We start from the raw sequence: 12,908 nt of genomic DNA, 5'->3' as shown, positions 1-12,908 counted from the left end.
ATGATCCAACTCGAAGACGTCACCAAGCTGCACAATCAGGGCCGTCACGACGAGGTCGTCGCCGTCGGCGGCGTCGATCTCACCATCGACGACGGCCGCATCACCGTCCTGCGCGGGCCGTCGGGCTCGGGCAAGACCACCCTCCTCACCGTGATCGGGTGCCTCGCGCGGCCGACGACCGGCCGCGTCCGCATCGACGGCGAGGTGGTCTCGGGACTGCCCGAGCGTTTCCTCACGGAAGTTCGCCGGCGAACCTTCGGCTTCGTCTTCCAGCGCTTCAATCTGGTGCGCGGGCTCTCGGCGCTCGACAACGTCGTGCTGCCGGCGGTGCCGATGGGGCTGCCGCATCGCGCCCTCGAAGAGCGCGCCTTCGGACTGCTCGACCAGTTCGGCCTCGCCGACCGGGCGCGGCTGTCGGTCGAACATCTCTCCGGCGGCGAGGCGCAACGCGTCGCCATCGCGCGCGCCCTGATCAACGATCCCGCCGTGATCGTCGCCGACGAGCCGACCGCCAGCCTCGACGCCGAGCGGGTGGCGCAGTTCCTCGTCATCGCCGACGTGTTGAAGCGGGCCGGCAAGACGGTTCTGATCACCAGCCACGACCCGCGCATCACCGAGGCGGCGATCGTCGATCGGCTGGTGACGATGATCGACGGGCGGATCGACGAGGACGAGGAAGACATCCGATGATCTTCCACCCGCCGATCCTGGCGCTGATCCTCGCCTCGACGCTCGCCGGCCTGGTGCTGCTCGGTGCGGCGGTCTTCGCGCTGCGCCTCCTCGCACACTGGGACGCGACGAGCGGATCGCAGCGTCAGATCGGGCTCGAGAAGACGACCGGCCTCGTCTCCACCGTCGTCGCCTTCGTGCTGGCGCTCGAGGCGGCGAGCCTGATCCTCTTCGCCTTCAACGCCGACCGCATGGCGCCGCTCTTCGTCGGCGCGATGTGCGCCGTCGGCACGCTCAACGCCAGCGTCTGGGGCTTTCCGGCGCTGTGGGCGAAGATCGTGGTGTTCTTCGCCGCCTTCGTCTGGCTCGCCGTCGACCGCGCCGACGCCGCGACCCGCGACCGGGCACTGGTCAGGCAGAAGCACGTCGGCCTGCTGGTGCTGGCGCCGCTGGTGCTGGCGGAAGGCGGCATCGAACTCGCCTATTTCCTCGATCTGAAGGCCGACACGATCACTTCGTGCTGCGGCAAGCTCTTCGGCGAGGGCAAGGCGGATGTCGGCGGCGATCTCGCCTCGCTGCCGCCGCTCGACGCGATGATCGCCCTCGGCGTCGGCCTCGCCGTCTCCGGCGTGACGGGGCTCGCGGCACTCCGGTGGCGGCGCGCGGCCCTCCTCCTCGGGCCGGCGTCGCTCGCGGTCTTCGGGCTGGCGCTGGCGGCGATCGTCTCGGCGATCGCGCCCTGGGTCTACGAGCAGCCGCACCACCACTGCCCGTTCTGCATCCTGAAACGGGAATACGGCCACGTCGGTTTCGCGCTCTATCTGCCGCTCTTCGCGGCGACCGGCGCCGGCCTCTCGGCGAGCGTGCTCGCGGCCTTCCGCGGGCGGCTGACGCGGGCGGGGCCGGCCGATCCGGCGCGATGGGCGATCGTCACGATGCTCGTCGGCGATCTCCTCTTCGCGGCCGTCGCCATGGTGTTGGTGGCGCGGTCGCATCTCGTGCTGATCGGCTGAAGCGCGGCGTTTTCGGCTTGCCGCGACCGGAGGGGCGTGCGACAGACGCCGCTTCTCCAGCCGGAAACCACCCGCGCCATGATCCGCATCGACTCCGTCTCCAAGCAGAACAGCCACCAGCTCCTCTTCGTCGAGGCCTCCGCCGCGCTCCTCAGGGGCGAGAAGGTCGGCCTCGTCGGACCGAACGGGGCGGGCAAGTCGACGCTCTTCCGCATGATGACCGGCCGCGAGATCCCCGACGAGGGTCAGGTTCTGGTCGATCGCGGCATCACCATCGGCTATTTCGATCAGGACGTCGGCGAGATGTCCGGCCACTCGGCGGTCGCCGAGGTGATGAACGGCGCCGGCCCGGTCAGCGAGATCGCGGCGGAACTCCATGCGCTCGAGCAGGCGATGGCCGATCCCGAGCGGCTCGACGAGATCGACGCGCTGGTCGAGGCCTATGGCGAGGTGCAGCACCGCTTCGAGGAACTCGACGGCTATGCCCTCGAGGGCCGGGCACGCGAGGTGCTCGCCGGCCTCTCCTTCTCGCAGGAGATGATGGACGGCGACGTCGGTCGGCTCTCGGGCGGCTGGAAGATGCGCGTGGCGCTCGCCCGCATCCTGCTGATGAAGCCCGACGTGATGCTGCTCGACGAGCCGTCGAACCATCTCGACATCGAAAGCCTGATCTGGCTCGAGCAGTTCCTGCGCGGCTACGAAGGCGCGCTGATGATGACGTCGCACGACCGCGCCTTCATGAACCGGATCGTCAACCGCATCCTCGAGATCGACGGCGGCCAGCTCACCTCCTATTCCGGCGACTACGAGTTCTACGAGACGCAGCGCGCGCTGTCGGAGAAGCAGCAGCAGGCGCGTTTCGAGCGCCAGCAGGCGATGCTCGCCAAGGAACTCGCCTTTATCGAGCGCTTCAAGGCGCGCGCCTCTCATGCCGCCCAGGTGCAGAGCCGGGTCAAGAAGCTCGACAAGATCGACCGGGTCGAGCCGCCGCGCCGCCGCCAGACGGTGCGCTTCGACTTCCCGCCCGCGCCGCGCTGCGGCGAGGACGTCGTCTCGCTCGAGGGCGTCGACAAGGCCTATGGCGCCAAGGTGATCTATCGGGGCTTCGACTTCGCCGTCCGCCGGCGCGAGCGCTGGTGCGTGATGGGCGTCAACGGCGCCGGCAAGTCGACGCTCCTGAAGCTCGTCGCCGGCGCCTCGACGCCCGACACCGGCACGGTGAAGACCGGCGCCAGCGTCAAGATGGGCTATTTTGCCCAGCACGCCATGGACCTGCTCGACGGCGACGCGACCATCTTCGAATGGCTCGACGCCAAGTTCCCGCAGGCCGGCCAGGGCTCGCTGCGCGCGCTCGCCGGTGCCTTCGGCTTCTCGGGCGACGACGTCGAGAAGCGCTGCCGGGTGCTGTCGGGCGGCGAGAAGGCGCGACTGGTGATGGCGGCGATGCTCTACGATCCGCCGAACTTCCTCGTCCTCGACGAGCCGACCAACCACCTCGATCTCGCCACCAAGGAGATGCTGATCGAGGCGCTCGGCGACTACGAGGGCGCCATGCTCTTCGTCAGCCACGATCGTCACTTCCTGTCGGAACTGTCGAACCGGGTGCTGGAACTGACGCCCGACGGCATCCACGCCTTCGGCGGCGGCTACAAGGAATATGTCGCGCGCACCGGCCACGAGGCGCCGGGCGTCGGCGGCTGACGGCCGCCCGTCTCAGCCTTCGGGAAAGACGAAGGCCTGGGTGCGGTCGATGCCGACGGCGACGCGGGCACCGATCTCGATCGGGTGACGGGCGTCGACATGGGTGTCGATCGGCCGCTCCAGCCCGTCGATCGCCAGCCGCACGGTGCGGTGCTCGCCGATGAAACGGGTCGAGACCACGGTCGCGGCGAATTCCGCGTCTTCCGCCGCGAGATCGAAGGCATCGCGCCGCAGGCAGACCAGCGCCGGGCCGTCGACGAGCCCGTGTGCGGCGAAGGAGCCGAGCGGCGTCTCGGCGCGGCCGTGGCGCACGACGGCGTGCATCTCCTCGAGATCGGCGAAGAAGGCTGCCGCCCAGCGGTCGACCGGGCGATGCCAGACCTCCTCCGGCGTGCCGATCTGGACGATGCGACCGCCCCTCATCAGCGCGATGCGATCGGCGACCGCCATGGCGTCGTCGGGGTCGTGGGTGACCATCAGCGCCGCCGCGCCCGAGGCGCGCAGAAGGCCGACGGTCTCGGCCCGCATGCCACGGCGCAGGCGTTGGTCGAGGTTGGAGAAGGGCTCGTCCATCAGCAGGACCGCCGGGCGCGGGGCGAGCGCGCGGGCGAGGGCGACGCGCTGCTGCTCGCCGCCCGACAGCATGTGCGGATAGGCGGCGCCGCGGCCGGCGAGGCCGACGCGGGCGAGGAGATCGGCGACGGTCGCCCGCGCCTCCGCCGCCGGCCGGCCGGCGAGGCCGAAGGCGACGTTGGCGGCGACGTCGAGATGGGGGAAGAGCGCATAGTCCTGGAACATCAGGCCGATGCCGCGCTGCTCCGGCTCGACGAAGAGACCGTCGGCGACGAGGCGGCGGTCGCCCGCGCTCACCGTGCCGGCGAGCGGGCGTTCGAGGCCGGCGGCGATGCGCAGCAGCGTGGTCTTGCCGCAGCCGGAGGGGCCGAGCAGGGCGACGACCTCGCCGGGCTCGAGCGCCAGCGACACGCCGTCGAGGGCCAGGGTGCGGCCATAGGCGTGACGAATGCCTTCGAAAGAGAGGGCGGGGGTCGCGGTCACGCGCGGTCTCCTTCGAGGACGGGGACGGGGGCGGAAACGGGGGCTTCGGTGGCGACGGGCTCTTCCGGCGCGGGCTCGCCGGGCGTCGCGGTGAAGCGGCCGACGCGCGTCATCAGGACGATCGGCAGGAGGCCGAAGGCGACGATGAGACAGGCGGCGAGTGCGCCGTTCTCATAGGTTCCGCGCGCCGCCTCGCCGTAGAGCCGGGTCGACAGCGTCTCGAACCCCATCGGGCGCAAGAGCAGCGTCGCCGGCAGTTCCTTCATGCAGTCGACGAAGAAGAGCAGCGCCGCCGCGGCGTAGGCCGGCGCCAACAGCGGCCAATGGACGGCCCGCATGGCGCCGAAGGGCGTCCGGCCGAGCATGCGGGCGGACTGTTCGAGCGAGGGCGACAGGCGCTCGAGCCCGGCCTCGATCTTCGAGGCGCCGAGGCGGAAGAAGCGCAGGACGAGGGCGATCACGAGGCCCGCGAAGGAGGCCGACAACACCAGCCCCGGCGGGGTGAAGCCGAGGCCGGCGGCGAGGGCGCGCAAGCCCCCGTCGAAGGCGCCGTAGGCCACCAGCAGGCCGATCGCCAGAACCGTTCCGGGCACGGCGTAGCCGACCGAGGCGATGCGCGGGGCGAGGCCATGCAGCCGCGAGCCGGGGTGGAGCCGGCGGCCGGAGGCGAGCACGGCGGCCAGCGCGACGCCGACGATGGTGGCGCAGGCGGCGAGGCGAATGGTGTCGACCGTCTCGGCGACGATCTCCTCGGCGAGGCCGGCGAAGGCGAGCCGCATCCAGGCCTGCCGGACGAGATGGGCCGCCGGCAGGACGAAGCCGATCAACGCCGGCAGCGCGCAGAGGACGAAGAGGCCGAGACCGCGCAGGCCCGTCGAGGGCCGCGGCGCCAGCCGGCGGCTCGCCCGGCCGAAGACGGCATAGCCGCGCCCGCCGCGGGCCAGCCGCTCGAGCAGCAAGAGGCCGAGGACGAAGGCGAGCATGGCGATGGCGATCTGCGCCGCGCCGGGGAGATCCGAACGGTTGACCCAGGTCGACCACACGGCGGCCGTCAGCGTGTTGACCGACAGGAACTCGGCGGCGCCGACGTCGTTGAGCGTCTCCATGATGGCGAGCGCCGCGCCGCCGGCGATCGCCGGCCGGGCGAGCGGCAGGGCGACGCGGAAGAAGACGCGCGCCCGCGAGGCGCCGAGCATCCGTGCCGCCTCGATCATCGTCGTGGTCTGGGCGAGGAAGACGGCGCGGGTGGCGACGTAGACATAGGGGTAGAGCGCGAAGCCGAAGACCAGGATGGCGCCGGGCAGGCTGCGCAACTCGGGCAGGCGGAAGTCGGCGGGGCGGGTGTAGCCGAGCGCGGCGCGGAGCGCGTTCTGGATCGGCCCGAGCGGATGGGTGAGGTCGAGCCAGGAATAGGCGAGCACATAGGCCGGGAAGGCGAGCGGCAGCAGCAGCAGCACCTCGACCAGACGCCGGCCGGGGAACTCGCGGGTGGCGACGATCCAGGCGGTGCCGGTGCCGACCACGACGACGAAGACGGTGACGCCGCCGGCCAGGATCGCCGTCTCGGCCGCGGCGCGCGGCACCACGGTCGAGAACAGATGATGCCAGAGCGCGCCGTCGCCGCTCGCCGCGATGGCGAGGAGGGCGACGATCGGCGCCAGCGCGGCGAGCGCAGTGACGGCACCGAGGAGGCCGAAGCCTCCCGGCAGCGCAATGGTTCGCCGTCCTCGCACCGCGTCTCGTCCCTCCGCGGACCGGCCGCCGGCCGGTCCCATGTCCTCGCGTCGACCGATGTTACTGGTCGAAGCCGACTTCGTCGACGACGAGGCTCGCGTCCTTGCGATGCTTGGCGATCTCGGCGATCGGCAGGGAGTCGACGGTCAGCTTGCCGAGGCCGGCGATGGTCGGTTCGGCCGCGGCGCCGAGGACGACCGGATATTCGAAATTCTGCTCGGCATAGACCTTCTGGCCTTCCGGCGAGACGAGATATTCGACCAGCTTGCGGGCGGCCTCGGCATGGGGGGCGTTCCTGGCCAGCGCCGCGCCGGTGATGTTCACGTGGGTGCCGCCGCCGGCGAAGGTCGGCAGCAGGACGTCGACGCCGTCGCCCCAGACCTTCTGCTCCGGCCCGCCCTTGCCCGAGCGCATCAGGCCGACATAGTAGGAATTGCCGACGCCGATCTTGCAGAGGCCGCCGAGGATGTCGCGCGCGACGTCGCGGTCGCCGCCCGAGGGCTTCTTGGCGAGGTTGGCCTTGACGCCGGCGACCCAGGCCTTGGCCTTGTCGCGGCCGTCGTGGGCGATCGTCGCGGCGATCAGGGCGGTGTTGTAGGGGTGCTGGCCCGAGCGGATGCAGAGCTGGCCCTTCCACTTCGGATCGGCGAGATCGGCATAGCCGATCGACTTCAGCCCGAGCGACTTGTCGGCCCAGACGAGGCGGGCGCGCAGCGACAGCGCCGTCCACGAACCGTCGGCGGCGCGCAGGTTGGCCGGCACCGCCTTCTCGGCGGCTTCCGACTTCAGGGGCTGCGTCACGCCCTTGTCGACCAGTTCGGCGAGCACACCGACGTCGACGGTCATCAGCAGGTCGGCCGGCGAGGCGGCGCCCTCGGCGGCGACGCGCTCGGCGAGGCCGTCCTTGACGAAGACGGTGTTGACCTTGATCCCGGTCTTTTCGGTGAAGGCCTTGGCGAGCGGCGCAAAGAGACCGGGCTCGCGGGTGGTGTAGACGTTGACCTCCTCGGCGGCGAACACGGGCGCGGCCACGAGGCCGAAGGCGGCGGTGGCGAGAAGGGTCTTCATCTTCCGGGAAAGCATCATCGAAAGGTCCTCGGTGGTCGCAGGGTCGCGCCCATCCGAGCCGATATTGCGAGTGATTGTCAATCTCGTTTTTCTGCCGATGACGGACACGGCGTGACGCTCGCGCTGTCGAGCGACGCCCGGGACGCCCCTCCGGTGCGGCATGGGCACTCGCCGACCGGCAGAATCCGACCATGCGTCACCCGTAGTCGGCTGCGCCGCATGAGCTCAACCGAAGATTATGTGCGTATTTATTGATATTTCAATCGATCGTTAACCACGGCGACAGATCCTCCGTTCGACGCATGTCGGCAGGATCTCCCATGACAGTCGAAGCCCTGAGCGCCCAATACGCCTTCATCCGCTCCGCCGCTTCCGCCGAGGAGCGGGCCGACGCGGTGTTCCCGGTCTTCGACGCGGAGATCGAGCGACGGCTCGATCGCTTCTACGACCGGCTCGCGAAGACCCCCGAGCTCGCCGCCCATGTCGCGGCGCCGGGGCTGGTCGAGCAGTTGAAGAAGGCGCAGCGCCGTCACTGGTCGCAGGTCTTCGCCGAGCGGATGCCGCCGGATCTCGCCGAAAAGTCTGCGATCATCGGCGCCACCCATGCCGAGTTCGGACTGCCTTCGGGCTGGTACACCAGTGCCTATGCCTGGATGCTGATCGGCCTGATCGAGCCGCTGGTCGCCGCCCATCGCTTCCGGCCGGGCAAGCTGGTGGCGGCGCTCGAGACGCTGCTCGCCCGCGCCTTCCACGACATGATCGCCTCGACGACGGCGTGCGACGCGGCGCTCAACCGCATCAACGGCGAAGACACGACGCGCGAGAACAACCTGAAGAACCTCCGCAACCTCTCCGGCACGGTGGCGGACGTGAACGAGGTGGCGGTGGAACTCGCCTTCCTCGCCCGCAACTCCCGCGAGCTCAACAGCTCGGCCCAGACGATCGCCTCGGCGGTGACGCAGATGGTCACCTCGGTCGACGAGATCGCCCGCTCGAGCGAGGGCGCGGTCGCCGACACGCAGGCGAGCGACGGCGCCGTCTCCAAGGGGCGCGCCGCGGTCGAACAGGTCCATGCGGCGATCAGCAACATCGCCCGGGCCGTCGAGGAGACGGCGGCGAGCGTCGACGAGCTGTCGCGGGCCTCCGAGCAGATCGGCCAGATCCTCGGCGTGATCGAGACCATCGCCTCGCAGACCAACCTCCTCGCGCTCAACGCGACGATCGAGGCGGCGCGCGCCGGCGAGGTCGGCCGCGGCTTCGCCGTCGTCGCCGCCGAGGTCAAGGGCCTGTCGAACCAGACGTCGCGCGCGACCGAGGACATCACCGCCCGCATCGGCTCGCTGCGCGAGGGCATGACCGCGATCCTGACGACGATGCGGCATTCCAAGAGTGCCGTGGTCGAGGGACAGCACTCGATCGTCGAGGCCGGACGGACGATGGACGACATCTCGGCGAAGATCGCCGGTGTCGGTACCAAGATGCGCGCCATCGCCTCGGTGCTCGGCCAGCAGACGGCCGCCACCGGCGAGATCGGCCGCTCGGTCGGTCAGGTCGCCGCAGCGGCGGAAGCGAACGAGACGCTGCTCGGGCGGATGTCGAACAAGCTGCACGAGAGCAACGACCGCGTCTCCGACAGTGCCAAGACCTGGTTCGAGGCCGACAGCCACCGCGCGCTCGTCGAGATGGCCAAGATCGACCACGTCCTCTTCAAGAAGCGCGTCGTCGACGTGCTGATGGGGCGTGGCACGTGGCAGGTCGCCGAGGTGCCCGATCATCACGCCTGCCGCCTCGGCAAGTGGTACGACGGCCTGACGATCCCCGAGATCCGCAACGACCCCGCCTTCGCCGCGCTGGTCGCGCCACACGAGGCGGTCCACGCCGAGGCCCGCCGCACCCTCGCCCTCCATGCCGAGGGCCGCGTCGACGAGGCCGCCGAGGCGCTGGCGGCGATGAACACGGCGAGCGAGGCGGTACTCGCCCGACTCGGCGAGCTCTCCGACAACCTCTTCCGCGATCTCGCCGCGATCGACCGCCGCCGACAGGAACGCCGTCGCGCCCGCGGCCGGATCCGCGCCAAGGTCGGCGGCGCCGAACGCATGCTCGAGGTCAAGGACATCTCGCCCGGAGGCGCCCGCCTCGACGGTCTGACCCGGCACGACCTCGGCAAGGAGGTGCGGTTTCTCGACGACGGCGTCGACTGCTGTTCCGGCACGGCCGTCTGGGCGAACGACCGCGAGGGCGGCATGAAGTTCTCGACCCGCCCGACGGCGAGCAAGATCCGCCGCTTCGTCGCCGACTGACGCGGCGTCGGACGTTCCGTTCACTGCGAATGAACACGTCGAACGCGCGATCGGGTTCCCCGGCCGCGCGCTCGACGTCGTTTCGCTCGCCCGCCGCCCCACGGCGTGGCGCATCGATCGGCGCAGGAACGGCGCATTTCGCGGCCTGGACGGTCGCATCGCACAGCCCCGCGCACGCCCCCGCGACCGCACGTCACGTATATCATGAGCGGAAATTAAATTTCTCGACGGTTGATTCAATTTCGCGCATGCCGTATTTCTCGACATGGCCAATTAACGGGCACAGGGGTGCCGGGCAGCAGGGGTTCGAACATGTCCGTCGATCTCGCCGACGTCGCCGCCGAGCGCGGCATCAAGTATTTCCTGATCTCCTTCGTCGACCTCTTCGGGCACCTGCGGGCCAAGCTGGTTCCGGCCGCGGCGATCGCCGGGATGCAGAAGAACGGCGCCGGTTTCGCCGGCTTCGCCACCCACATCGACCACACCCCCGCCCATCCCGACACGCTGGCCCGGCCCGACCCCGCGAGCCTGATCCAGCTGCCGTGGAAGAAGGAAGTGGGCTGGCTCGCCGCCGATCTCTATTGCGCCGGCGAGCCGGTCGCGGACGCGCCGCGCAACGTGCTGAAGGCGCAGATCGCCAAGGCGAAGGCGCTGGGTCTGCAGATGAAGACCGGCGTCGAGTGCGAGTTCTTCCTGCTCACCCGCGACGGCAAGGCTCTGGCGGACGGCGCCGACGAGTATCCCAAGCCCTGCTACGACCAGATGGCGCTGATGCGTCAGTACGATCTGATCTCGAAGATCTGCGATTCGATGCTGGAAATGGGTTGGAAGCCCTACCAGAACGACCACGAGGACGCGAACGGCCAGTTCGAGATGAACTGGGAGTACGACGACGCCCTGGTCTCCGCCGATCGCCACGTCTTCTTCAAGTACATGACCAAGGCACTGGCGGAGGAGGCCGGCTACCGCGCCACCTTCATGCCCAAGCCGTTCAACGACCTGACCGGCAGCGGTTGCCACATGCACGTCTCGGTCTGGCGCGACGGCGTCAACCTGTTCGACGATCCGGCCGGCGAACTGGGGATGAGCGCGCTCTCCTACGAGTTCCTCGGCGGCGTGCTGCATTCGGCCGCCGACCTCTGCGCGATCTTCAATCCGACGGTGAACTCGTTCAAGCGGATCAACGCCGCGATCACCGCCTCGGGCGCGACGTGGTCGCCGGGCACCATCACCTACACCGGCAACAACCGCACCCACATGGTGCGCATCCCGGAGGCGGGGCGCTTCGAGTTCCGTCTGATGGACGGCGCGACCAACCCCTATCTCGCCCCCGCCGCCATCCTGATGGCCGGCCTCGACGGCATCGCCGGCAAGCGCGATCCGGGCAAGCGGCTGGACATCAACATGTACACCGACGGCCACAAGGTGAAGAACGTCAAGCGCCTGCCGCTCAACCTGCTCGACGCGCTGCGGCTGTTCTCGGCCTCCAAGGTGGCGCGCGCCGGCTTCGGCGACGCCGTGGTCGACAGCTACGTCAAACTGAAGATGGAGAGCTGGAACCAGTTCATGTCCCATGCCTCGGCCTGGGAACGCCTGCACACGCTCGACGTCTGACGCCTCCCCTCCCCCCGCACGCCCCGACCCGCCGTCGCTCGACGGCGGGACCGGCCGCGCTTCGCCGATCGACGGTCCATGCCATGTCCGAGACCAAGAAGACCTACGTCCTGACGATCTCCTGCGCCGACACCGTCGGCATCGTCGCCGCCGTCGCCGGCTTCCTCTCAGGCCTCGGTCTCTTCATCACCGAGTCCTCGCACTACGGCGACACCGAGACCGACCGCTTCTTCATGCGCACGGTCTTCGAGGTGGCGCCGGGCGGACCGGCCAAGGCGGCGCTCGAGGCGGCCTTCGCCGAGATCGCCGGCCGCTTCGGCATGGACTGGCGGATGCACGACACGAGCGTCAAGCCGCGGGTGCTGATCCTCGTCTCGAAGTTCGATCATTGCCTGAACGATCTGCTCTACCGCTATCGCACCGGCGGTCTCGCCATCGACATTCCGGCGGTCGTCTCCAACCATCCCGACCTGCAGCGCGTGGTCGAATGGCACGGCATCCCCTATCACCACCTGCCGGTGACGAAGGAGACCAAGGCCGAGCAGGAGGGGAAGATCCTGGAGATGGTCGATCGGCTGGGGATCGATCTGGTCGTGCTCGCCCGCTACATGCAGGTCCTGTCGCAGGACATGTGCGCGGCGCTGGCGTGGCGGACGATCAACATCCACCACTCGTTCCTGCCGAGCTTCAAGGGCGCCAAGCCCTATCATCAGGCGCACAAGCGCGGCGTGAAGATCATCGGCGCGACCGCGCATTACGTGACGACCGACCTCGACGAGGGCCCGATCATCGAGCAGGGCGTCGAGCGGGTCGACCACACGCTGACGGCGGAGGACTTCGTCGCCATCGGCCGCGACATCGAGAACGTCGTGCTCGCCCGCGCCGTGCAGGCCCATGTCGAACATCGCGTCGTGCCGAACGGCTCGAAGACCGTCGTCTTCCGTCGCTGAGAGCGGCGAAGACGCGGGCAATGGGGGAGCAAATCCATCGGCACGTTGATCCGGATGGCCGTTCCCTCGTAACGTCGGGCGAGAAGACACGGATCGCGGAGCCAGATGTCGCCATGAAGGCCGGCCAGCAGAACCCCCACGCCACCACCGGAGCCCGGGAGAACCGGCTCGAGGTGGCGATCGGCCGCCAGGTGCACGAGTATCGCCAGAAGCTCGGCACGACGGTCGCCGAGCTCGCGCGCCAGGCGGGGCTCTCCGCCGGCATGCTGTCGAAGATCGAGAACGGCCAGACCTCGCCGTCGCTCGCCACGCTGCAGGCGCTGTCCGGCGCGCTCAACGTGCCGGTCACCGCCTTCTTCCGCAAGTTCGAGGAACAGCGCGACGCCACCTACGTCAAGGCGGGCGAGGGTCTGGCGATCGAGCGGCGCGGGACGCGCGCCGGCCACCAGTATCACCTGCTCGGCCATTCGATCGGCAAGTCGCTGGTGGTCGAGCCCTACATGGTGACGCTGACGGAGACCTCCGACGTCTTCCCGATCTTCCAGCACGCGGGCCAGGAGTTCATCTACATCGTCGAGGGCGAGGTCGGCTATCGCCACGGCGACAAGCTCTACGACATGCACCCCGGCGACAGCCTGTTCTTCGATGCCGACGCGCCGCACGGGCCGGAAGAGCTGCGCAAACTGCCGATCCGGTTGCTGTCGGTGATCGTCTACAATCGCAACGGCGAGGCCTGAACGGGCTCGTCCGCTCTCTCGAGTTGTTCGCTCCGTTCGGCTTCATGTCGAGGTGCTCGGCAAAGC

10 protein-coding genes are annotated in these 12,908 nt (G+C 69.5%); 7 read left to right on the top strand and 3 right to left on the bottom strand.

The features are described 5' to 3' along the window. The 3 genes from ACT541_RS04195 to ACT541_RS04185 all read left to right on the top strand — a co-directional run bounded on the left by ACT541_RS04195 (position 1) and on the right by ACT541_RS04185 (position 3,383). Positions 1-690: an ABC transporter ATP-binding protein gene (locus ACT541_RS04195; protein WP_476134505.1), complete on the top strand. Its 690-nt coding sequence runs from the start codon at positions 1-3 to the stop codon at positions 688-690. Continuing rightward, complete coding sequence (locus tag ACT541_RS04190) at positions 687-1,682, top strand: hypothetical protein (RefSeq protein WP_476134504.1); 996 nt, start codon at positions 687-689, stop codon at positions 1,680-1,682. The genes ACT541_RS04195 and ACT541_RS04190 overlap by 4 nt, the downstream gene beginning before the upstream one ends. A 78-nt stretch (positions 1,683-1,760) precedes the next feature. Beyond that, the gene (locus ACT541_RS04185) at positions 1,761-3,383 is read left to right on the top strand and encodes an ABC-F family ATP-binding cassette domain-containing protein (protein ID WP_476134503.1); all 1,623 of its coding nucleotides are present in this window, start codon (positions 1,761-1,763) and stop codon (positions 3,381-3,383) included. 12 nt (positions 3,384-3,395) lie between these two features. Here the strand turns inward: ACT541_RS04185 and ACT541_RS04180 are convergent, their stop codons facing one another. From ACT541_RS04180 to ACT541_RS04170, 3 genes are all read right to left on the bottom strand, one after another. Continuing rightward, complete coding sequence (locus tag ACT541_RS04180; protein ID WP_476134501.1) at positions 3,396-4,439, bottom strand: ABC transporter ATP-binding protein; 1,044 nt, start codon at positions 4,437-4,439, stop codon at positions 3,396-3,398. Then, entirely contained in the window at positions 4,436-6,172 is a 1,737-nt protein-coding gene (locus ACT541_RS04175; RefSeq protein WP_476134500.1) for an ABC transporter permease, read from the bottom strand. Before ACT541_RS04175 ends, ACT541_RS04180 begins: the two co-directional genes overlap by 4 nt. 61 nt (positions 6,173-6,233) lie before the next feature. Next, complete coding sequence (locus ACT541_RS04170) at positions 6,234-7,259, bottom strand: extracellular solute-binding protein (protein ID WP_476134498.1); 1,026 nt, start codon at positions 7,257-7,259, stop codon at positions 6,234-6,236. A gap of 302 nt (positions 7,260-7,561) precedes the next feature. On the opposite strand from ACT541_RS04170, the gene ACT541_RS04165 reads away from it, so the two are divergent. The 4 genes from ACT541_RS04165 (at position 7,562) to ACT541_RS04150 (ending at position 12,842) form a co-directional block, all read left to right on the top strand. Then, positions 7,562-9,541, top strand: a complete 1,980-nt coding sequence (locus tag ACT541_RS04165) for a methyl-accepting chemotaxis protein (RefSeq protein ID WP_476134496.1) — start codon at positions 7,562-7,564, stop codon at positions 9,539-9,541. A 312-nt stretch (positions 9,542-9,853) separates the two neighbouring features. Next, complete coding sequence (gene glnT / locus ACT541_RS04160; protein WP_476134494.1) at positions 9,854-11,155, top strand: type III glutamate--ammonia ligase; 1,302 nt, start codon at positions 9,854-9,856, stop codon at positions 11,153-11,155. 83 nt (positions 11,156-11,238) lie between these two features. After that, the gene (gene purU / locus ACT541_RS04155; RefSeq protein WP_476134492.1) at positions 11,239-12,105 is read left to right on the top strand and encodes a formyltetrahydrofolate deformylase; all 867 of its coding nucleotides are present in this window, start codon (positions 11,239-11,241) and stop codon (positions 12,103-12,105) included. Between the two features lie 113 nt (positions 12,106-12,218). Continuing rightward, complete coding sequence (locus tag ACT541_RS04150) at positions 12,219-12,842, top strand: helix-turn-helix domain-containing protein (protein WP_476134490.1); 624 nt, start codon at positions 12,219-12,221, stop codon at positions 12,840-12,842. Positions 12,843-12,908: the final 66 nt, after the last annotated feature.

Source organism: Pinisolibacter sp. DMC100 (assembly GCF_056313705.1).
The sequence above is the reverse complement of the archived record's forward strand: the minus strand, read 5'-3'. Positions and strand labels throughout refer to the sequence as shown.

Excerpts from the sequence above, each read along its gene's own strand:
- ACT541_RS04195 (WP_476134505.1), top strand. The coding sequence starts at position 1 with ATGATCCAACTCGAAGACGTCACCAAGCTGCACAATCAGGGCCGTCAC.
- ACT541_RS04190 (WP_476134504.1), top strand. The coding sequence starts at position 687 with ATGATCTTCCACCCGCCGATCCTGGCGCTGATCCTCGCCTCGACGCTC.
- ACT541_RS04185 (WP_476134503.1), top strand. The coding sequence starts at position 1,761 with ATGATCCGCATCGACTCCGTCTCCAAGCAGAACAGCCACCAGCTCCTC.
- ACT541_RS04170 (WP_476134498.1), bottom strand. The coding sequence starts at position 7,259 with ATGATGCTTTCCCGGAAGATGAAGACCCTTCTCGCCACCGCCGCCTTC.
- ACT541_RS04165 (WP_476134496.1), top strand. The coding sequence starts at position 7,562 with ATGACAGTCGAAGCCCTGAGCGCCCAATACGCCTTCATCCGCTCCGCC.
- glnT (WP_476134494.1), top strand. The coding sequence starts at position 9,854 with ATGTCCGTCGATCTCGCCGACGTCGCCGCCGAGCGCGGCATCAAGTAT.
- purU (WP_476134492.1), top strand. The coding sequence starts at position 11,239 with ATGTCCGAGACCAAGAAGACCTACGTCCTGACGATCTCCTGCGCCGAC.
- ACT541_RS04150 (WP_476134490.1), top strand. The coding sequence starts at position 12,219 with ATGAAGGCCGGCCAGCAGAACCCCCACGCCACCACCGGAGCCCGGGAG.